Genomic DNA, 19,723 nt, shown 5'->3' with positions numbered 1-19,723 from the left:
CCGTTCCCGGTTTGAAAAGTCCGGAAAGCATGGCATAATAGACGTATAACTTGGGGATGAGGTGGATGCAGGTCATGAATCGCGAGCAAGGATTACAATTAATCGAGGAAACCCGTATCATCGCGATCGTTCGCGGTGTTGAGGAACAACATATTACAGGGGTCGCCCAGGCATTGAAGGACGGAGGCGTCCGTGTCATGGAAATTACGCTGAATACGCCGGGAGCCTCGAAAATGATAGCGCAGCTTCAGGAACAGTTCGGCGAAAGCATGTATATTGGCGCGGGAACGGTGCTTGATCTGGACGATACGAAGCAGGCGCTGGAGGCCGGCGCATCGTATTTGGTTACGCCAAATATGGACGAGGATGTGATCCGGTATGCAGCCGAACGCAATGTGCCGGTTTTCCCCGGCGCTATGACCCCGACCGAAATCGTGAAGGCTTGGAAAGCCGGAGCTACTGCGGTTAAAATATTTCCGGGAGCGAGCCTCGGCATCGGTTATATCAAAGAACTGCAAGGACCGCTTAACCATATTCCGATGGTTGCCGTCGGCGGCGTCAACGAGGACAACATTGCCCAGTTTATGCAGGCGGGCTGCTATGGCGTAGGGATTGGCGGCTCGCTGGTCAATCTGAAGGAAATCGCCGCGGGTAATTACGGCTGGATTCGTGATAAAGCATCACGCCTCGTCGCCAATGCGAAGCGCTGATCCGTCTTCTAAGAAAAACCGTCAGGGAAGATCATCCTGACGGTCCTTGGTTCTAACCATACGTTGGTGCGTTGGGAGGGAAATGGGTATGGGGTTCCAATCGCTGTTGAAATCGTGTCCCATTGAATGTATGTAGCGGTATTGACACGATTTCAAAGGCGACCGCTATCGCTTTTCCACCCCATAGCCCCTCATTGACCGTAAATACAACATGTCGATGATTCACTTGGACTACGTCTTCGCACATCAATCGGCTCCATTCCTCGGTTTCACCGCAAGAGCAAGTCGTATAGAACCGACCTTTACACCGATAGGGCACCCATTTTATGTCATGGCAACCCTCGCTCTCTTAAAGTAGCACAATCCCTTGTCTGAAGCCACTTTTTTTAGGTCTCAACATTTATAAATTCTTATATTTCGAAGAAAAACGCCTTGCGGCCTCCTTGGTGTAGGATTTGCGTTTGAGCGTTGGGATGATGGATGTGGGGTTACAGCCGTTGTTGAAGTCGTGTTCCTTCGATTAAACTAGGCAGGCAGTCGCGCCTTCACATCTCCTTTCTGCTTAAAGTTTGGAGAACTTATACTTTCAACAAAAAAAAACCGTCCGGGAGCTTAAGCTTTCAGGATGATTTTTTTTGTTGAATGAAAGACATATGCAGCAATACTTTCATGAATAAAAACAAAGGAGCCCCCGATTATGCACAGAAATAGGCTGCGCATAATTTCCTAAACAATGAAAAAACCGTCTCCGGCCATTGATTGAAGGCGCAAAGACGGGTTTCAATTTTTCTCGTTATGAATGACGTAGGAGCATTTAATGCCGCCCTTGACCAGACACTCGGTCCGTTCGACATCCGCTTTCAGCAAGCTTTTAAACATCATCAATTCGCACTGGCAAGCATGATTGTACGCATTCGCCACTTGGGAGATCGGGCAGTTATGCTCGTTAATGACATAGCTTCCGTCTTCCGCTGCGTTCCAATCGACCATATAGCCGTTGGCATTCTGGATTTCAGCGAGCGTCTTGACTCGGTCGGCCAGCGGCTTTCCCTCCATCTGCTCTCCGTAGCGGCTGATCAGCCGCTCCTTGCGCCGTTCGAACAAGCGCTCCACCTGCTCCTCGCCCGCTTCTGAAACGAGCTCGCCAAGCAGATCGAGCGTTAAATGATGGTACTTTTTGGGAAATAGCTCATCCGCCAAACCCGTCAATGAATACAAATTCGTCGGCCGTCCCATTGCCTGCCGCACCAGTGTCGCTTCGATCAGACCATCACGCTCCAGTGTGTTCAAATGCCTCCGCACAGCCATCTCGGTTATGCCCAGCTGCTTCGCCATATCGCTAACGGTAAGAGATCCTTTTGTTTTCAACATCGTCAATATGACTTTTCGTGTGGATACATCCATCTCCTGGTTCATCCGGTCCTCACCGCCTTCCCGATCAAACGCTTGCCGCCCGCCGCTCGGGACGGAGCAAGTTAATACAGCTATTGTATACGAATTTCGACAATAAGTAAATTAGTATACTAAAATGTATCAAAAATCAAAAATATTGGAAATCGGCAAGCACGAATCGGCGGCTTACACCATTTCCTTACGGATAAAGATCGGTACCGCAGCGGCAAAATCGGCTATCGCGCCGGGCAGCTCCGTAATTAACGGGTGCAGGCGTTCCCGCGGGTAGGCTGCATAGTCCTGGACCAACGGCTTGCGCAGCTGAACCAACCGTCTGAGAACGGCTCCCGTCTCCGGCCCGAACACGCCTTCGCCCTGCAAAATCTCGATAATATCCTCATAGCTGCTGGCGTCGCGCATCATAAAAGCATCGATCAACAGGCTGCCGACGTCAGTCACCGCTTCAATCGTCAGATGCAGCGTCCGCTCCTGGGCGAATTGCAAAAGCAGCCGCTGCCCGGCATCGGCCGCCCGCCACTGCTCGGACAAATGTCGGCAAGCATCCGACAATATAGGTATGAACTGCAGCCGCAGCTCTATTTGTTCATGGTTCACGTAATACATGGCATTATCTCCGTTTCTTTTTCTTCCATCGGGACCATAGGATCATGGCGGGAAAGCTGATAATGACTAATACGATCAATAAAACGGCCTGCATTAAATATTCGTAGCTTAATTTGGCTTCCATGATTATTCGGACTCCTTTATCGCTGGCGTGTTGTCGCCGTTCCCCGTTTCCCGGCGGGAATAGGCCCAATGATTCGTCGGCCCGTGTCCTCCGCCGATCCCGAGCTCATGACGGATCGCGAGCGTAATAAACTGCTTCGCCGTCTGAACGGCATCAAGCAGGCTGCTGCCCTTCGCAAGCTGTGCCGCAATGGCGGCGGAAAACGTACAACCGGTGCCATGCGTATGGCGCGTTTCATAACGCTCTGCCGTAAATTCATGAAACTGCCGTCCGTCGAACAGCACGTCGGTCGGATCGCCCAAGCGGTGCCCGCCTTTCACTACCGCCGCCGCCGCACCGTATTGCTCCACGATTTTAACCGCCGCATCCTTCATATCCTGAAGCGTTTCGATGGTCATTCCGGTGATCACCTCGGCCTCCGGAATATTCGGCGTCACCAGCGCGGCCAACGGGATGAGCTTAAGGCGCAGTGCGTCCTGCGAGCTTTCCGCCAGCAAGCTGGCGCCCCCTTTGGCAATCATCACCGGATCGACGACCAGTTTGCTGATCCGGTGCTTACGCACCTGCTCCGCAACCAGCTCAATCACTTCCGGCTTCGACAGCATCCCGGTTTTGACCGCATCCGCGCCGATATCGCCGATCACCGCTTCAATCTGCCGTTCGATCCCTTCCAGCGGAATATCGTAAATCCCGTTGACACCCAGCGTATTTTGCGAGGTTACTGCCGTAATCGCCGACATCCCGTATACGTCCAGCATTTGAAATGTTTTTATGTCGGCCTGAATGCCGGCGCCTCCGCCGCTATCCGAGCCCGCTATCGTCAATGCTTTATATATTGGTTTCATTCCCGCTTCTCCCTTTCCAACCGGTCCAATTGCGAAATATACTCATTCCAGTGTATCTATCCCGTTTGGCATCGTCAAGCCGGATGATCTTGATCATTTTATGACAACTGGGACAAACGCTTTACGGTACCGGCAGGCTGCGATATGATACAAAGGAACGGTCAAGTCCGGAATACTGCAAGCATGGGTCGAATGAAACAAGAAATCGGTTGTGAAACTTGGCCGAGCGGAAGCCCGTTCCGGCAAAGCCCATTTTCGCCTGCCAATGGATAGTAGAGGAGCAAAAGGAATGAAAAGGCATGAGCTACACGTCATTACGACCGGCCGGCAACAATTGGCTGAAATCGAAGCGATCGCCCGCCAATGCCCTGCCGGACTGATCGACGCTGTGCATTTGCGGGAAAAACAGCGCGGCGCCAAAGAGCTGGCCGCCTGGTACGACGCCTTGAAGCCGCTCTTTGCCGGAGCGGATATTTATATCAACGACCGGCTCGATACGGCTTTGGCAGTCTCCGCTCCCGGCGTGCAGCTGGCGTACGGCAGCCTCAGCGTCAAGCAAAGCCGCCGCATATTGCCGGCGGCCATCCGGATCGGCTGCTCCGTTCATTCGGCTGCGGAAGCCGTTGAAGCGGCTAACGACGGCGCCGATTATGTCGTGTACGGGCATATTTTCGACTCCGGCTCCAAACCCGGACTTCCGCCCCGCGGAATCCGGGCTTTAGCAGAAGTCGTGGAAGCTTGTCCCGTACCGGTCATCGCCATCGGCGGAATCGAGCCGGACAATGTCGGCGAGGTGCTGGCGACCGGATGTGCGGGCATTGCCGTGCTGTCCGGTATTTTGCTGGCCCCGGAGCCGACACGGCAGCTAGTACGGTTCCGCGAAGCGCTCGAGCGGAGCGCGCGCATGCCCGGGACGTAAGAGACCGCCCAGCTGCGACAAAGATACAGCGCGGGCGAATCCATGTTTGATACAAGCTTCGCCGCGGCGAAGCCTTTTTTAGGAGGAGTTACCAGTGAACAGCAATAAGACATCGGCGATTATTATCGGCGGAGGCGTTATCGGCTGCAGCATTGCCTTTGAGCTGCAGCGCGCCGGTATAAGCTGCACCCTTATCGATAAAGGAGCGCTCAACCGGGAAGCATCGACGGCAGCGGCCGGCATGCTCGGAGCCCAGGTAGAAATTCATCACCCGGGCGCATTTTATGAGCTGTGCCAATGGAGCCAGCAGCTGTACCGCGAGTGGACAGCGGATCTGCAGCAAGTCGGCGGCGTTTCGCCGCAATATATAGATGAAGGGATATTGCGCGCCGCATTTAGCGAGGAGGACCGGCTGGAGCTGGAAAGCCGGCTGCCATGGATGCATAACGCAGAGTGGCTCACGTCGGCGGAAATGCGTGCAATCGAGCCGGGATTATCGGCGAATATTTTGGGCGGATTGCACCTGCAAAACGATCATCAGGTGCACCCGGTTCATCTGGCGCAGGCGCTGCAGGCCAGCCTGCACAAGCTGGGCTGCGCGATCCGCGAATGGACGCCGGTCTTCAGCCTCATCGAACGCGGCGGCCGCATCGAAGGCGTCCGGACCGCTGACGGCGAATTGTACGCCGATCAGGTCATTCTCGCCGCCGGCGCGTGGGCATCGGCTTTGACCGAGCCCTTCGGCCTGAAGCTGCCGCTGTTTCCGGTCAAGGGCCAATGCATCTCACTGAGAACGGAGGCGCCCGTCATCCGCAGCACCGTATTTACGCAAGGCTGCTACGTGGTCCCGAAGCTTGACGGCAGCATGATCGTCGGCGCCACGCAGGAGGAATGCGGCTATGACAAGCGCTGCCACGCCGCAGCGATCGGCTCGCTTCACGCCGCGGCTTCCAGACTGCTGCCCGAGCTGCGGGAAGCGGAGTTCGTCGGCACCTGGGCCGGGCTGCGTCCGGGCTCGCGCGACGGTCTGCCTTTTCTGGGCCATTCCGCAGCGCTTCCCGGCTTAATATTGGCGGCCGGACATTACCGCAACGGCATACTGCTGGCGCCGGCCACGGGACGGCTCGTCAAGCAGCTCGTCCTTGGAGACAAGCCGCAGTTCGAGCTGAAGCCATTTGCGCCGGACCGCACTTCGGAGCATAACGCTGCCGAGACGGTCAATTAAGTCTTTTTCAATCGGGCCAGCCAAGCCCATTTGCGCTCAAAACGTCGCTTGTATTTGGGCAGCCCGCGATAAAGCTCAACCGTCTCACGGTACGCTTCGCGGGCTTTTTCGCCATGTCCCAACCGGCTGTACAGCTGACCCAAACGGTAGTACGCCTCGCACGAGGACGAGTTCACTTCTCTAAACCGTTCCAAGTAGGCTATAGCCTTGTTCGGGTCGCGATCCGCCCACGCTTCCGCTAATCGCAAATACGGCTCGCCGTATTTGACGCGCGGGTTCATCTCCACCGCCTCCAGCATCAGACTTTCGCCCTGCTCCAATTGGCCCAGCTTCAGCCGGCAAAGGCCCAGATCCGCGCGCACCTCCGCCGAGTCGTCCATCACGGCCGCCACCTGCTCCAGCAGGTCAGACGCTTCAGGGTACTGCTTCTTCTCGATCAACAGGCGTGCCAGCTCCAGCTTGGCCGACGTCTGGTGCGGGTTAAGCCGCAGCTCCTGGCGAAGCCGCGACAGCTTTCGGCTCCGCTGAATCGGTTTTACGATACTCGGCGTCAGCCCGATAAACCTCCGATCCAACACATAAAAAATGACAAGCAGCACAATAATCGCCACAATCGGGCTGCCTGTCAGCCAGGTCAATAAGAAAAACAACAACACTTTGCTCATCATGGCCATTCTCTCCTTCCTGCATTACCAAAAATTATTGTACCATCCAGCATCTGCTGAATAAAGCGGCGGATCGAGGGGAATTCTGATTACATCTTATATGACTTTTGATCACATCTAATATGACTGATCGGAGCTTGAGATAGTTGTTCCAAAGTTGTGAACAATTTGCGGCAGGGCAGGAATTTAATCGCGCGGCAGCGAAAAGCTCTACTGAGTACTTTTATTCGGGAGGAACTGTCGATTATGAACAAAATGACGGAGCAACAAGCCGACAAATGGCGTAAAACAAGAACGATGGGGAAAGGAAAGTATGTCATGTACTTCGGCGTGCTGACCTGGGGAATTATACTTGCGGCCCTGTTTACCGGGATGGAATGGCTGACCCAGCAATCGTTCACGCTGTCATGGATGTATATCCGGCTCGCTGTTTTCGGAATTCTCGGATTTTTCATCGCCAATTTCCGTTGGGATGCCCGCGAGCGGCTATTTCAGTCCCGTTAATATAAGCTTCTTCCCCAAGGATAAACGCTGCATGACCCGGACGGACCGGTTTAATCGTTTCTGAAGGATGAGCGCGACTGTCAAAGGCGGCATCATGCAAAAGCTATCTAAACCTATACTTCCCTTGCAACCCAAGGATAAACGGCTTCGCCGTCCTTCGAGGACGAGCACGGTTTTCAAGGCTGTGCGAAGCAAGTTTAAAATCTTATACATTCACTAAAAAGAACCTGGCCGACGGTCAGGTTCTTCGTCTGTGCTGCCGTAAGACCGGTGCCAGGCAAGCACATTTAATCGTAAAATGCAAGAGTCAAAATCGTCAAATAATAGTTACTTGACAAAAGTAAGTAATTGATTTAATATACTGAATTAGAGTTAGTAAATAATTAAGGATTAGTTGGGGAGGAATTATTCATGTCAACTGTATTATTTGTAAAAGCCAATGGTCGTCCCATTGAGCAAGCGGCAAGCGTAAAAATGTACCATACTTTCCTGGATACTTACAAGCAATCGCATCCCGGAGACACAATCGTTGAACTGGATTTGTTTGCCGAAGAGCTTCCTTACTACGATACCGATACGCTGAACGGTCTGTTCAAGCTTGGCAAAGGCATGGAATTGAGTGCAGTCGAGCAGCAAAAAGCGGCAAATGTAAACAAATACCTGGATCAATTTCTTGCAGCCGATAAAGTCGTTTTCGCATTCCCGCTTTGGAACTTTACCGTTCCGGCACAGCTTTTGACCTACTTATTCTACATTTTGCAAGCAGGCAAAACGTTCTCGTATACGCCTCAAGGACCTGTCGGCCTGCAGTCGGATAAAAAAGTCGCACTATTGAACGCCAGAGGCGGCGTCTATTCGGAAGGCCCTGCGGCTGCAATCGAAATGTCGCTCAACTACGTGAAGACAATCATGGGCTTCATTGGCGTTACCAATGTTTCCACTGTCGTGATCGAAGGCCACAACCAATTCCCGGACAAAGCTGCGTCCATCATTGAAGAAGGGTTGAAGCAAACTGCTGCAGCCGCACAAAGCTTCTAATTTCTTAACAACCCGCGTCACTTAACAATCCGGGTTTCCAAGCGAGCTCCCCGCCGTAATGGCGCGGGAGTTTTTCGGGCTTTGAAAAGAAAAAGACCCGCAATCATCGGATTGCAGGCCGTCAAGGGTTTCTATATGAAAAAGGGGGGTCGTATATAAGTATAGCCCACCAACATTAAGGACGGATGAAATCCATGTTACAATTCGGTTACTGTATGGGCGGCTCTGTCTTTTTTCTTAAAATAAACAGGCCGAATACGAGCAAAACTTCAATATTGACAAATGCAATACCGTAGCCGAACAGCCCGAACATCTGTGAAAATCCTTCGAACATGCCGGCCCACCAGATGCTCGCAGGCACAAAAATGGCAAGGTTAACGGCCAAAGAAACGAGAAAAGACAGCAGCAGCCTCTGGGTTTTCAGCATGAGAGCTGCGCCTACGGCGTTGGTAATAATAAAGGCGGCGCTCATAATAAACCAATAGTAAAAATCGTAGGACACCCCTGCTCACTCCTGAAATTGTTAATTTCGACCGCAATCTTCTCCTAGGTTACCAAAAGATCATGCTGAAAACAACCTTTCCTGCACAATGTTTCAAAACTGTCATATAATTAGCCGGATGCAATCCATTCGAACATCGCATATAATAGAGTCGTACACATAAAGCCTTAGGAGGTGCCGCCATGGCACAAAGCAAAGCGAAAAAGCAGCGGGTGAAGCTGCAGAAGCAGGGCAAGCTCAACCCCGAGCTGAACCGTTTGAACTGGAACGGCGTTGTTCCGGTCGAGCGCCGATTGCCCACTTTAATGGAACGCAAACAAAAATTGCAGCACAAGCACAAAAACAAATGGAACCGCGCACTGCAGGACAGCAGCGACGGTTCCATTTTGTTTTATACCGCGCCGATACATAATATTGGCTTCAGCTAGTCATTCTAGGATTGGGGGCAAGTGCAAAAGTCATGCATCTGCGTGTACGCGGCACGACCCCAATCCCGCTTGATAAGGAGGTTGCCTTGGTGAGCCAATCCAAAAAACGCAAAGAAAACGAAGCGAAAATCCGCAAGCAAACGCCGCACCCGCATGGCAAAATTACGTCTTTGACGGAATTTGCAGAGGAGTACGAGGCCGGGAATCAGCAATCATCCAATCGTGCACGGCAAGCCGAGCAAGATCGGCAATTTTAATGTTTTATTAACAACCAAGGATAAACGGCTTCGCCGTCCTTAAGGGACGAGCGCGTTTGTCAAGGTTGTGCGAAGCCAAGTATAAGAAACTTATACTTTCAACTGAAAAAACCGTGCCGCCTGCATTCCGCAGACGGCACGGTTCCAACGCGAATCTCCTGACGCCCGTTACGATGCCGCATGGCGAGCTCGGCCTTGCAGGCAGCGCTTCACTTTAAGCCCAATGGCGTTTCATAAATTCAAGCGCTTGAGGCAGTTCTTTGTCCCGGTCCTTTAACGTACATTCAGCGGAAACCATGCCGTTGTAGCCTGCCGCTTTCAATTGAGCGACGAACTGCTCGTACGGATAATGTCCCGTCGCTGGCGCCAGGCGTCCTGTGTCCGCCACATGAATATGGGCAAGCCAATCCTTGTGTGTCACGATCGTATCCAGCGGTTCATTTTCCTCGTCCATATGATAAAAATCAGCCAGCACCCGAATGTGTGAATGGTTCAACAACTTGGCGAACTGCACGCCTTCGGCGACGCTGTTAATAATGTTCGATTCCTTCGTGTTCAAAGGCTCAATCACCAATGTCAGCTTGGAGCCTTCAAGCTCGCCGGCATACCAGTTCAGTACATTCACAATTTGCTCCTCGGCGCGTTTCCGATCCCAGCCCTCGGGTACGGAGCGGGCAGCGCCGCTGCCAAATACGAATATGGACGAGCCTACCTGCTGCATCGTATCGACGGCTTTTTTTATATATTGTTTGACTCTGTCTTCGTTCACATCCGGTCCGACTACTTTCAAATCTCCAGGGAACAACACATTCCATGCTTTTACCGGAAGCGGACTGTTCACATAAAGCGGAAGCGCCTTCTTAACCGCATCGTCATCCTGCTTTAAAAAAGGTGCCAGCGCGCATTCGATATAATCGTATCCGTACTCTTTTAATTCACCTGCGTGTTCAATAGGCATACACCAGCCGAAAGTCGTCATTCGATTGTTCCTCCTTAAATGATCTCCATGTTATTTTACAGCAAAAAGAGAGATGTTTCCTAGCTTTTCTTGCTGATTCACGCTTTTTTTCCACATATTTTGCTCTAAACCTTCAGCGGTTGATGCTGGATGGCCGATTTTTCAATTTGAATCGTCGCATGATGGATTTGAAAACGATCCTCCAGCCGTTGAATAGCCTGCTGCAAAATGCCTTGGCTGTCCTGATGATCCTCGACCAGCAAATGGCAGCTTAGCGAATCCATGCTTGAGGTGATCGTCCAAATATGGAGATCGTGCACCTCGATGACTCCCGTTATTTGTTCCAGCTCCATTCGCACATCGTCTCTGTTCAACGCGGCCGGAGTTCCTTCCATCAACACATGGATCGTATGCGAAACGAGGCTCCACGCGCTTTTTAAAATAAGCAGAGACACAATGACACTGATGATCGGATCGGCGATATACCATCCAAACGCCAGCATCAGCAAGCCGGCAGCAATCGCTCCGACAGAACCAAGTGCATCTCCGATCACATGGAGATAGGCGCTGCGAATGTTCATATTGTTGCGGATATCGCCTTTGCGCATCAGCGACCAGGCGCTGAGCAGATTAGCCAGCAGCCCTACGATAGCTATGATGATCATGGAGCCGCTCGCTACTGCCGGAGGCTGCAGGAAACGGTGATAGGCCTCCCACATAATAACCGCTGCGACGATAAACAAGGTGACTCCGTTGAACAGCGCTGCGAGTATTTCAAACCGGAAGTACCCGAACGTTTTGGAGGGCGAGGCCGGCTTGGCGGCGAACCATACGGCAACCAAGCTGAGCGCCAATGAAGCCGCATCGCTTAACATGTGGCCTGAATCGGACAGCAATGCAAGACTGCCTGTGGCAATCCCGCCGAAAAATTCCAGCAGCATAATACTCGCCGTAATCAGCAGCGCGATAGTCAATCCTTTACGGTTGCCTTCTGACAACGGTAAATGATGGTGCCCATGGCCGTGATGATGGTCATGTTGTTGATGTTCATGGTCGTGCCTATGACCGTCTAAGCGCTCATGAGATCGTTCAATAGAATGATGTAGATGCATACGTATTGCCTCCCTTGATAATTGCCATTATGGCGTCCAAAGTTTATTTTAATAATATATGAACATGTATTCATATATATTATCGGCTGCGTTGCTTGCTTTGTCAATATCAAAAAGCATAATATCGTTCATTAAATGCTTAGACGCACGGGCTTAAGACAAGGAAGCGGCATTGAACTAGCATATCAATTCGAATATTACTTTATACTTCTATCACGAAAAAATTGTCAAGGCTGAACGGAACAAAGCAAGCTTATGTTATCCGGTTCCTCCAGGATAAACGGCTTCGTCGTCCTTCGGGGGAGCGCGTTTATCAAGGTCGTGTGAAGCAAAGTATAATGATCTTATGCATTCTATTCATGCACAAAGCCTGACGGAATTTGCCGTCAGGCTTTGCTGATATTCATCCGCTTAATCAAAGGCAATCCAGTCAAAATCCGCATAGCCGGATGATTGCGATGATCCGGAGTCAGGCACTGTGCCGAAATGGGAAGCCGCTCTGCCGCCTACCGCATAAAGTCCCGCTTTCGCGCCTACCCACCGGCCTTTACTGGCATAAAAGCTGCTCCCGATTTTCCGGAATTGCTCCCCGTCCAGGCTGTAGCTGAATTGACACAGCGCCATTTCGCCGACGGCTGCGCGCAGATAGACCGGTCCTGCGCCGTCCGGAACGTCTTCGCTTGCTTCCACCCGCTCGCTGACTCCATCGTTGCCGGCTTCTCCGTACAGCAGCTCGACCCGCAATCCGTTTCCGGTCTGCCGCAGCGACAAACTGCCATAAGTATAGCCGAACACGATCAAGCCCGCCTGCTCCCCTGCGTGTTCCGCATGCAGCTCCATTTTGGCGGTGACTGTAAAAACCTCGGCAGGAAATTTTTGCATCAGCAGCTGCGGCGCGTCGTACATAACGTTGACCCCGTCCGGCAGCGGCTTGGCGAACAGCCGCAAATGACCGGGCTTGTCCTTGAGCGAATACCAGTTATTCTGGGGGTTCGCCTGCCACTGCCACTGCAGTCCGAGGCGCTCGCCGGCGAAGTGATCGGTCGTGTCGGGTACGGCAGCCGGCCATTCCCGGCCGACCTTCGGCTTGCCCGTCCGCAGTACCGGCTCGCCGATTCCGTCGCCGTTCGTATCGGCGCCCATCAGCGGCCAATCGTCCATCCATCGCACCGGTTGAAGATGAGCAACGCGCCCGTAAGCGTCTTTATCCTGAAAATGGATAAACCAGGACTCGCCGGACTCCAGCTCGACCCAACCGCCTTGATGCGGTCCGTTGACGACGGAATCGCCTTGATGGAGCACGATTTTTTCCTGGAAAGGCCCGTATATGCTCCTCGAACGCAGGATCAGCTGCCATCCGGTCGGGACCCCGCCGGCCGGCGCGAAAATATAGTAATATCCGTTGCGCTTGTATATTTTCGGCCCTTCCAAAGTCGGATGGTTTTCCGTACCGTCAAACACGATCACGCCGTCGTCCAGCAGTCTGGTGCCGTCCGGGCTCATTTTGCATACCTGCAGCTTATGCTTGATGCCGCTGCGGCTATGGGCGAAGGCATGAACCAAATAAGCCTGCCCGTCATCGTCCCATAAAGGACAAGTATCGATCCAGCCCTTCGCTTCCTTCACGCAATGCAGCGGCGTCCACGGTCCGCGCGGGTCGACCGCCGTCGTCATGAAGATGCCCTCATCCGGCGCTCCAAAAAATATCCAGAATTTTCCTTCATGATAACGAAGGCTCGGCGCCCATATGCCTTTGCCGTGCTGGGGAAGATCGTAGCCGGGCAGATCGAGCCGGTCGACCGCATAGCCAATGATTGTCCAGTTGACCAGATCGTTCGAATGCAAGATGGGCAATCCGGGTACATGCGAAAAGCTTGAAGCCGTCATATAAAAGTCTTCGCCGACCCGAATCACGTCGGGATCGGAATAATCGGCATGCACGATTGGATTTTTAAAAGTGCCGTCGCCCAAATCGGGCGTCCATACGGAATGGCTTTGCGCGGCGCGAATATCCGCTTTGCTCATCAACTGATTCCTCCGATAACGTAATATTTGATTGTGCGCATTATCCGATTACGACTTTATCGGGTTAAGACCCCCACCTCTAAGGTGGGCCTTGGATCAGGTGGGGTAGAGTCCCCATCTGATTCCCCGATGTTCAGCAATGCTGAACGAGTTCACTAACTGCATCCACGTACTGAATGCGTATGAACCGCTTTGGAAAATTCGCACACCATCAACTATACGTCGCGGTTCCCGTAACGTCTATAAGCCGATCTTAACCTGTTTTCGTCAACATACATTTGGCGGTCGTCCATGGATCGTCATTTATTCCGATCGGTATGCAAAAGTTTAGATAAGCTGATGCCGCGGGATGCCTAAGGAACGTTTACCGGTTCAGCCTCCGGTTTCGCACGGCTTTTGTTTCATGTCGGTCCAGGTCCGGACAATCCTTGTATCCGCTCCGGATGCGTGTATACGTTGAACGATTGCCCGCGGATAAATCCTGCGACCGTAATGCCCAACTCTTCGGCAAGCTGAAGCGCCAGCTCGGTCGGGGCCGACTTGGACAGCAGCACGGCAGCGCCGATTTTGGCCGCTTTCAACAATACCTCCGAGGAAACTCTGCCGCTGAAGGCGATGACTTTCCCTTTGAGCGGTATGCTGTGGCGGATGCAGCAGCCATATATTTTATCCAGAGCGTTATGACGTCCGATGTCCGTACGCACAATCAGCAATTGGTCCGCGCTGCATAGTGCCGCATTATGAACACCTCCCGTGCTCTGAAACTCGGGGGATGACTGCTGCAGCCCGCGCATCAGCTCCAGACATTGCGCTGCAGTCAGTACGGCGCCGCCTGCCGGAATCGTTTTGGCCGTACGGGCGTCGTTATGAAAGTAAAACTGTCTGCTTTTGCCGCAGCAGGAACCGATAAACCGTTTGTTCACCCATTCTTTGGCGGTATTTTGCTTGTTGACGAGCTCGACCTCGGCTATGCCCCGGCTTTCTTCGATTCGCATGCTGCGCAGCTCGGAAAGACTGCGAATAATGCCCTCGGATGCAAGGAAGCCGAGCACAAGTTCTTCCAAATCGGTCGGCGTACAGACCATGGTCGCGAATTCCTCCCGGTCCAGCCGGATCGTTAGCGGATATTCGGTGACGATCTCATCCTCAAGCTCTTGCCGACCGTTTCCGGTATATTTGATCGTGGGCCAAAGGGCCGTTACCGGTTTCTCCATTGCTTCCATCACTCCATTTCCGTCTCCAGCTCCGCGATCCGTTTTTCCACATATCGCGTATCTTTAAACGCGTGGTATGTCTCGGCTTTCTCCACGATGGCTGCCGTGTTGTATTCCGGAATGCCAGCCTTTGGCTCGTAAACGCCTTTAGGAATTAACGAGTTGCCTTCCGGCCAATGCACTTCAATATTGCCGTTCTGCACCGCCACCGGCTTGGCCCGGCCGTGCAGCATCCCGTATTGATTATAAACGACGACGGCATCGCCGGCCTTTAAGCCGAGCGCTTGCGCATCGGCGGGATTGATCAGCACATCGTACCGGTCCGCCCCGTTAAAAGGGTCCTTGTCGCTGTAGATCATCGAGTTGAATTGCTTGCCGCGCCGCGTCGTTACGCGGAAATGACCTTCCGGCTTGCGCAGCTCGGGCAGCTCGATCGGAATTAACTGCCCGCGTCCGTCCGGAGTCGGACATATGCCGTCCTCGCACAGCCAGGCGCCTCCCCATTGAAACACGTCGCCGCGTTCGGACAAATGCTGGATACCGTCATAATAGGGCGCGGCGGCGGCGATCTCGTTGCGGATATCGCGGGCGCTTTCGAAGCCGACCAAGCGCTTGTACGCCGGATCGACCTTGGCCGCAAGCTCCGCGTAGATCGCCCACTCGGCGCGCGCTTCGCCGATTCTCGGCCCGTCGATTTCCGGCGAGAAGTATACCATCCGTTCCGTCGACGTCGACGTCCCGCCGCCCGGCTGCTCGTAGCGGGTCATCGCCGGCAGGACGATGACCGCCTCCCTGGCGTCCGCCAGCGTAGACGTATTCAGCACGATATCCTGGTGCACCCGGATTTCAACGCTTTCAAGACAGCGTTCGACAAAGGCCGGGTCCGGCATCGTTTCGAGAAAATTGCCGCCGGACGTGTAGAACAGCTTCAGCTTCCGCTCGTGCGCTTCGGGCAGCAGCGCATTTTCCAGCGAGACGCCGACGATGTCGCCCTGCCACTTGGGCAGCTCGAACCCCCAGAGCCGTTCGATACGCTCGATATCCGGCGCTTTAAATTCGCCGCCCGGCAGACTGAACGGATCCGCGCCCATTTCGCCCGAGCCCTGCACGCCGCTGTGGCCGCGGATCGGCATCAGCCCGCAGTGGGCGCGGCCGAGGAACCCGCGCAACAGCGCCAAATTCGCCACCTGCGAAATGTTATCCGTGCCGAAACGGTGCTGCGTTAAACCCATGCTCCAGACGAACACGGCCGATTTCGCTCCTGCGAGCAGACGGGCAAATTCAAGCATCCGCTCGCGGCTCAACCCCGAGGACTGTTCCAGCAATGCCCATTCCTGCTTCATGACATGAGCCCGCAGCTGCTCGTACCCGTTCGTATGTCTGCGGATAAACTCTCGGTCCAGCGCCGAGCCCGGTTGAAACGCTTCCATCTCGAACCAATGCTTCATGACGCCGTTCATGAATGCAATGTCGCCGCCGATGTTGACCTGATAGAAATCGTCGGCCAGCTTCGTCCCGAACAGCGCCGATTCCGGAATTGACGGAATCCAGTACTGTTCCATCGACGGCTCGTAATACGGGTTAATGACAATAATTTTCGTACCTTTCCGCTTGGCGGCGTACATATATTTGGTCGACACCGGCTGGTTGTTGGCGGCGACGCTCCCCCAAAATACAAGCACGTCGGTGCCGATCCAATCCTTGTAGTTGCAGCTCGACGCTCCGATCCCGACGGAGCGTTTGAGCGCGGTTTTGGAAGGCGAATGACAAATGCGCGAAGCGTTGTCGATATGGTTCGTGCCCAGCAGTCGGGCTACCTTCGCAGCCGCGTAGTACGACTCGTTCGTTATGCCGCGAGCCGTCAGGTAAAAGGCGAGCTGCTTGGGATCGATCACGCGGATTTTGGCCGCGATCGTATCCAGCGCTTCGTCCCACGACAGGCGGGAGAAGCGGGTCTCTCCCTGACGCCGGATCAGCGGATACGGGATCCGGCCGAGCTTGCGCAGCTCGGTGCTGTCCATCGTCCGCAGCGCGGCGATGTCCCGGTGCAGCACCTCGGGCTTGATCGGCGGCATCGTATTGAGCCGCAGCACATTCAGCCGTGTCGTGCACAGATGCGGTCCCTCCAGAGTCCGGTCGTATAATCCGGACACCCCCAGCGCGCAGCCGTCGCACACCCCCTGAGTCAAGATGCGGTACGCGTAAGGCAGCTGATCCCGATTGTCCCATGCGACCTTGAGCGTGTCTTTAATATGATGCGGCTTGATATGGCCCAAGCCGAACGGCGCCTTGCTGACCCACAGCTTCGGGTCGAGCTTCTTCGGCAGCCGGATGGGCCCTGTATGCTTTGTTGTTCCCATCGTTCATTCCTCCCCGTTCATTCGATTAGGCGCAGCGTTATATCGTCATTCGTCCCGCTTGCCGTATGGTTCATTTGGACAAAAAAGCCGCAACAGACGATCTCTCGTTTTGTTGGACTCGGTTCAACAAAAAGAAAGTGACTGTTGCGGCGGTTAGTCTTGAGCAGGATCGCTGCCAAGTGCCAACGGCACATGTATGGTCTTGTACGAAAATCGGGCTGTCCGGCCCGTCAACGACGGATGCGGGCAAGCCAAGTCTTCAGCTGCAGGTTTGCATTATGACGAAAATTTACGTTGAATATCTTGATCGAACACGAAGATCGACATACCGAAGTCTTTATCCAGATCGATATCGACAAACAGCTCGATAAATTTGGCGCCCAGCAGCTCCTCCATCTCGACAGGCGGATGGTTGCGGTACATTTCCTTCACCATCTCCGTCCTTGCCGTACGCAGCACCTGTTTGCCATCCGTTCCGGATGCGATAAATTTCTCAACCGGCGACAAGTTGCCCTCCATTTCACAAATCGCCCACTGCCTGCAAAAGGTGGTACGGATTTCTCTCGGTCCTTTGCCCATATGGCGTTTGCGAAACGCTTTCACCAAATTGCTAAATTCCGCTTCTACCTTATTCATAAACGGACTTCCTCTTTTTCTTCGTATACGTTAAAGTTTATCATGGTCCTGATGAGAGTTCAATATTGCTACGGAAGAAAATAGGACCCAAATCGGCCCTTCAACGCCGCCATGTCACCCGGCAGCTGGCTTACGTGCCGGCGCAGCAGCTCCTCGGTCCGCCGTTCGTCATTGGCCTGTACGGCGGCCCAAATGTTCCGGTGCTGCACGGTCAAATCTTCCATATTGTTCAGCTGCCGGAGCGATAAATAGCGCAGCCGGTTCAAATGCCCGCGCATTTGATTAACGACCGTCAGCAGCGTCTGGTTTCCGCTCAGCGCCAGCAGCTTCCGGTGAAACGATTCGTCCAGCTGCAAAAAAGCGCCGGCATCATTACGGCCCGCCGCCTCCGCCTGCTGCTTCAGAAGAACATCAATTTCCCGCGCAATGCTCGCATAAGGCTCCGTTCCGCCAGTCCACTGATTTGCCGCAATCCGGAAAGCGGCGGATTCCAGACTCTCGCGAACGAAACGCGTCTCCTCTACCTTGGTTTCGGAGATCAAGGCGACCTTCGCGCCCTTTTGCGGCAAAATCTCGATCAGCTCTTCCGACAGCAGCATCCGAAACGCTTCGCGCACCGGAGTTCGGCTGACGCCAAGCGATGTGGCCAGCTCATTTTCATAAATCATTTGACCCGGCTCAAACTCCAGCGATATGATCGCCTCGCGGATCGATTCGTACGCTTTTTCGCCCAAGGTTTGCCTGGTCGGTTGCAAATTGTTCCATTTCATTACGAATAAAGCCACCTGCTTCCTACTGCACTTCTTATGACATTATACTTGTGTACTTGTATACAAATCAAATGCTTCCGCAGGAAGGTTCGGCTGCGATCCACCCGATGCGTCTGCACTTCATCGCTTACCTTTTATTCCAATCAAATCCGACTTCGTTCAAAAAGGCTCTGGCAATAACCATATGCCCCGTCATATTTGGATGGACTCGGTCCCACGCGAGCTCGGCCGGATATGTATGCTCCAACACCGGTTGGAACGCAGCCTGGATATCGACGAATCTCGTTTGATGGAGCGCTGCGATTTCCTTGACCGCTGCGCCGTATTCATCCATCGTTCGGCGCATACAATCTCCGGCATTCGGCTCGATATAAAACGGCGTCATCAGGATAATGCCTTTGACAAGCGGCTTCGTAATTTGGATCAGCTCGCTGAGCGTGCTTTTGTATTCTTCTAAATAAACATGCGTTTCTTTGATAACCGGCTGGTCGTATTGGCGCCATACGTCATTGATCCCGATCATGATCGATACCCAATCCGGCTGCAAATCGACAACATCGGTCTGCCAGCGTTCCTTCAGACTTCGTACCGTGTTTCCGCTGATGCCCATATTGATTATCCGCAGCGACAGCTCGGGATAGACGGAATTGATCAAGGCGCTAACCGCGGTCACATAGCCTTTCCCGGTCGCATCGTTGCGGCCTTCGCCAAGCGGTCTCTTGCGTTCCGTATCGGTAATCGAATCGCCAATCATGACCAGCTTGTCATGCTTGTTGAATATCATCGTGAAATCTCTACCTTTCTTCAGTTGGATTCGTTCTGTCGGATTCGTTCGTTGCGGTTGGCATTGCGCATGTTCAAATCATACCTAGCCGGGACCGTCTTTTCAAGCATTTTCTTGCTGCGGGTAAATGGAATGCATCCTATCGGAACTATGGTAGTATCGGACTTTCCCTTTTTTCGCGGTTATCCGGTTCCGCCAGCCATCATGGTTATGCCGCCTGTTCCGGGGTTGCCTTTGCATACTCTGCAAGCATCCTCATGAAGTATGCATTATGCATCGGCTATGTACTTCCGCTACCTCACGGTGTACTGGAGACTTTCACTCCCTAGTCGGTGCGCTGCCAAGCGCACAAAAAACGCCTTGCGGCGTCCTTGGTGTAGGATATACGTTTGAGCGTTGGGAGGGATGGATGCGGGGTTACAGCCGTTGTTGAAGTCGTGTTCCTTCGATTAGACTGGGCAGGGGGAACACGACTTCAAAGACGGCCCGTAAACTTTCCACCCCACATCCATACCCTCTTACTGTTCTACTCTTCTGTCTTCTGCTGCCTCTTTTTTACTAACCGGTCTTCGATCCGGTATTCATACCATGCACACCTCTGTAGTATTCCGGGTACATGGCTCCGCCGCAA

Annotated in this window: 20 protein-coding genes and 1 pseudogene; 7 read left to right on the top strand and 14 right to left on the bottom strand. The window is 53.3% G+C overall.

Annotated features, from left to right (window positions below; translation table 11 throughout):
- Window positions 1–74: 74 nt before the first annotated feature.
- Entirely contained in the window at window positions 75–710 is a 636-nt protein-coding gene (locus tag E1757_RS18820) for a bifunctional 4-hydroxy-2-oxoglutarate aldolase/2-dehydro-3-deoxy-phosphogluconate aldolase (protein WP_133230916.1), read from the top strand.
- 184 nt (window positions 711–894) lie between these two features.
- Here E1757_RS18820 and E1757_RS37235 read toward each other — a convergent pair.
- The 4 genes and pseudogenes from E1757_RS37235 to thiD all read right to left on the bottom strand — a co-directional run.
- Window positions 895–1,053 (bottom strand): annotated as a pseudogene (locus E1757_RS37235) (transposase zinc-binding domain-containing protein); the annotation flags it as partial.
- A gap of 437 nt (window positions 1,054–1,490) precedes the next feature.
- On the bottom strand, window positions 1,491–2,126 hold the full coding sequence (locus E1757_RS18810; protein ID WP_133230914.1) for a helix-turn-helix transcriptional regulator: 636 nt from the start codon (window positions 2,124–2,126) through the stop codon (window positions 1,491–1,493).
- Between the two features lie 162 nt (window positions 2,127–2,288).
- Window positions 2,289–2,726: a DUF86 domain-containing protein gene (locus tag E1757_RS18805; RefSeq protein ID WP_133230912.1), complete on the bottom strand. Its 438-nt coding sequence runs from the start codon at window positions 2,724–2,726 to the stop codon at window positions 2,289–2,291.
- 126 nt (window positions 2,727–2,852) lie between these two features.
- On the bottom strand, window positions 2,853–3,695 hold the full coding sequence (gene thiD, locus E1757_RS18800; protein WP_133230910.1) for a bifunctional hydroxymethylpyrimidine kinase/phosphomethylpyrimidine kinase: 843 nt from the start codon (window positions 3,693–3,695) through the stop codon (window positions 2,853–2,855).
- 289 nt (window positions 3,696–3,984) lie between these two features.
- On the opposite strand from thiD, the gene E1757_RS18795 reads away from it, so the two are divergent.
- Together E1757_RS18795 and thiO are read left to right on the top strand one after the other, a co-directional pair.
- Window positions 3,985–4,614 (top strand): thiamine phosphate synthase, encoded by a 630-nt coding sequence (locus E1757_RS18795; RefSeq protein WP_133230908.1) that lies wholly within the window; start codon window positions 3,985–3,987, stop codon window positions 4,612–4,614.
- Between the two features lie 94 nt (window positions 4,615–4,708).
- A complete protein-coding gene (gene thiO, locus E1757_RS18790) occupies window positions 4,709–5,839 on the top strand; it encodes a glycine oxidase ThiO (RefSeq protein ID WP_133230906.1) in 1,131 nt (376 codons plus the stop codon).
- On the opposite strand, the gene E1757_RS18785 is transcribed toward thiO, so the two are convergent.
- Window positions 5,836–6,504 (bottom strand): tetratricopeptide repeat protein, encoded by a 669-nt coding sequence (locus tag E1757_RS18785; RefSeq protein WP_133231285.1) that lies wholly within the window; start codon window positions 6,502–6,504, stop codon window positions 5,836–5,838. The two genes, thiO and E1757_RS18785, sit on opposite strands and share 4 nt — an antisense overlap.
- A 246-nt stretch (window positions 6,505–6,750) precedes the next feature.
- Here E1757_RS18785 and E1757_RS18780 point away from each other — a divergent pair, with 246 nt between their 5' ends.
- Together E1757_RS18780 and E1757_RS18775 are read left to right on the top strand one after the other, a co-directional pair.
- Window positions 6,751–7,008: a hypothetical protein gene (locus tag E1757_RS18780; protein ID WP_246079285.1), complete on the top strand. Its 258-nt coding sequence runs from the start codon at window positions 6,751–6,753 to the stop codon at window positions 7,006–7,008.
- A 411-nt stretch (window positions 7,009–7,419) separates the two neighbouring features.
- Window positions 7,420–8,046: an FMN-dependent NADH-azoreductase gene (locus tag E1757_RS18775; protein WP_133230904.1), complete on the top strand. Its 627-nt coding sequence runs from the start codon at window positions 7,420–7,422 to the stop codon at window positions 8,044–8,046.
- A 208-nt stretch (window positions 8,047–8,254) separates the two neighbouring features.
- Here the strand turns inward: E1757_RS18775 and E1757_RS18770 are convergent, their stop codons facing one another.
- A complete protein-coding gene (locus E1757_RS18770) occupies window positions 8,255–8,548 on the bottom strand; it encodes a hypothetical protein (protein ID WP_133230902.1) in 294 nt (97 codons plus the stop codon).
- A 182-nt stretch (window positions 8,549–8,730) separates the two neighbouring features.
- Between E1757_RS18770 and E1757_RS18765 the strand changes: the two genes are divergently transcribed.
- Window positions 8,731–8,976 (top strand): hypothetical protein, encoded by a 246-nt coding sequence (locus E1757_RS18765; protein WP_133230900.1) that lies wholly within the window; start codon window positions 8,731–8,733, stop codon window positions 8,974–8,976.
- 89 nt (window positions 8,977–9,065) lie between these two features.
- Window positions 9,066–9,233, top strand: a complete 168-nt coding sequence (locus E1757_RS37230; protein ID WP_165972179.1) for a DUF6254 family protein — start codon at window positions 9,066–9,068, stop codon at window positions 9,231–9,233.
- A gap of 214 nt (window positions 9,234–9,447) precedes the next feature.
- On the opposite strand, the gene E1757_RS18760 is transcribed toward E1757_RS37230, so the two are convergent.
- The 8 genes from E1757_RS18760 to E1757_RS18725 all read right to left on the bottom strand — a co-directional run bounded on the left by E1757_RS18760 (window position 9,448) and on the right by E1757_RS18725 (window position 19,092).
- Window positions 9,448–10,212 carry a sugar phosphate isomerase/epimerase family protein gene (locus tag E1757_RS18760; protein WP_133230898.1) on the bottom strand — a complete coding sequence of 255 codons (765 nt, stop codon included), beginning with the start codon at window positions 10,210–10,212 and terminating at the stop codon, window positions 9,448–9,450.
- 104 nt (window positions 10,213–10,316) lie between these two features.
- The gene (locus tag E1757_RS18755) at window positions 10,317–11,303 is read right to left on the bottom strand and encodes a cation diffusion facilitator family transporter (RefSeq protein ID WP_133230896.1); all 987 of its coding nucleotides are present in this window, start codon (window positions 11,301–11,303) and stop codon (window positions 10,317–10,319) included.
- Between the two features lie 411 nt (window positions 11,304–11,714).
- Window positions 11,715–13,328 carry a glycoside hydrolase family 43 protein gene (locus E1757_RS18750; protein ID WP_133230894.1) on the bottom strand — a complete coding sequence of 538 codons (1,614 nt, stop codon included), beginning with the start codon at window positions 13,326–13,328 and terminating at the stop codon, window positions 11,715–11,717.
- A gap of 401 nt (window positions 13,329–13,729) precedes the next feature.
- Entirely contained in the window at window positions 13,730–14,551 is an 822-nt protein-coding gene (gene fdhD / locus E1757_RS18745; RefSeq protein WP_246079309.1) for a formate dehydrogenase accessory sulfurtransferase FdhD, read from the bottom strand.
- On the bottom strand, window positions 14,551–16,902 hold the full coding sequence (locus E1757_RS18740) for an FdhF/YdeP family oxidoreductase (protein ID WP_133230892.1): 2,352 nt from the start codon (window positions 16,900–16,902) through the stop codon (window positions 14,551–14,553). Before E1757_RS18740 ends, fdhD begins: the two co-directional genes overlap by 1 nt.
- A gap of 276 nt (window positions 16,903–17,178) precedes the next feature.
- A complete protein-coding gene (locus tag E1757_RS18735) occupies window positions 17,179–17,538 on the bottom strand; it encodes a Na-translocating system protein MpsC family protein (protein ID WP_133230890.1) in 360 nt (119 codons plus the stop codon).
- Between the two features lie 68 nt (window positions 17,539–17,606).
- Window positions 17,607–18,308: a GntR family transcriptional regulator gene (locus E1757_RS18730; protein WP_133230888.1), complete on the bottom strand. Its 702-nt coding sequence runs from the start codon at window positions 18,306–18,308 to the stop codon at window positions 17,607–17,609.
- 127 nt (window positions 18,309–18,435) lie between these two features.
- A complete protein-coding gene (locus E1757_RS18725) occupies window positions 18,436–19,092 on the bottom strand; it encodes an SGNH/GDSL hydrolase family protein (protein ID WP_133230886.1) in 657 nt (218 codons plus the stop codon).
- Between the last annotated feature and the right edge of the window lie 631 nt (window positions 19,093–19,723).

Source organism: Paenibacillus piri (genome assembly GCF_004354045.1).
GTDB lineage: Bacteria > Bacillota > Bacilli > Paenibacillales > NBRC-103111 > Paenibacillus_S > Paenibacillus_S piri.
The sequence above is the reverse complement of the archived record's forward strand: the minus strand, read 5'-3'. Positions and strand labels throughout refer to the sequence as shown.

Coding starts and splice junctions, on each gene's coding strand:
- E1757_RS18725 (WP_133230886.1), bottom strand. CDS start 19,092: ATGATATTCAACAAGCATGACAAGCTGGTCATGATTGGCGATTCGATT.
- E1757_RS18785 (WP_133231285.1), bottom strand. CDS start 6,504: ATGAGCAAAGTGTTGTTGTTTTTCTTATTGACCTGGCTGACAGGCAGC.
- E1757_RS18780 (WP_246079285.1), top strand. CDS start 6,751: ATGAACAAAATGACGGAGCAACAAGCCGACAAATGGCGTAAAACAAGA.
- E1757_RS18795 (WP_133230908.1), top strand. CDS start 3,985: ATGAAAAGGCATGAGCTACACGTCATTACGACCGGCCGGCAACAATTG.
- E1757_RS18805 (WP_133230912.1), bottom strand. CDS start 2,726: ATGTATTACGTGAACCATGAACAAATAGAGCTGCGGCTGCAGTTCATA.
- E1757_RS18740 (WP_133230892.1), bottom strand. CDS start 16,902: ATGGGAACAACAAAGCATACAGGGCCCATCCGGCTGCCGAAGAAGCTC.
- E1757_RS18810 (WP_133230914.1), bottom strand. CDS start 2,126: ATGAACCAGGAGATGGATGTATCCACACGAAAAGTCATATTGACGATG.
- E1757_RS18820 (WP_133230916.1), top strand. CDS start 75: ATGAATCGCGAGCAAGGATTACAATTAATCGAGGAAACCCGTATCATC.
- E1757_RS18775 (WP_133230904.1), top strand. CDS start 7,420: ATGTCAACTGTATTATTTGTAAAAGCCAATGGTCGTCCCATTGAGCAA.
- E1757_RS18730 (WP_133230888.1), bottom strand. CDS start 18,308: ATGAAATGGAACAATTTGCAACCGACCAGGCAAACCTTGGGCGAAAAA.
- E1757_RS18765 (WP_133230900.1), top strand. CDS start 8,731: ATGGCACAAAGCAAAGCGAAAAAGCAGCGGGTGAAGCTGCAGAAGCAG.
- fdhD (WP_246079309.1), bottom strand. CDS start 14,551: ATGGAAGCAATGGAGAAACCGGTAACGGCCCTTTGGCCCACGATCAAA.
- E1757_RS18755 (WP_133230896.1), bottom strand. CDS start 11,303: ATGCATCTACATCATTCTATTGAACGATCTCATGAGCGCTTAGACGGT.
- E1757_RS18735 (WP_133230890.1), bottom strand. CDS start 17,538: ATGAATAAGGTAGAAGCGGAATTTAGCAATTTGGTGAAAGCGTTTCGC.
- thiD (WP_133230910.1), bottom strand. CDS start 3,695: ATGAAACCAATATATAAAGCATTGACGATAGCGGGCTCGGATAGCGGC.
- E1757_RS18760 (WP_133230898.1), bottom strand. CDS start 10,212: ATGACGACTTTCGGCTGGTGTATGCCTATTGAACACGCAGGTGAATTA.
- E1757_RS18750 (WP_133230894.1), bottom strand. CDS start 13,328: ATGAGCAAAGCGGATATTCGCGCCGCGCAAAGCCATTCCGTATGGACG.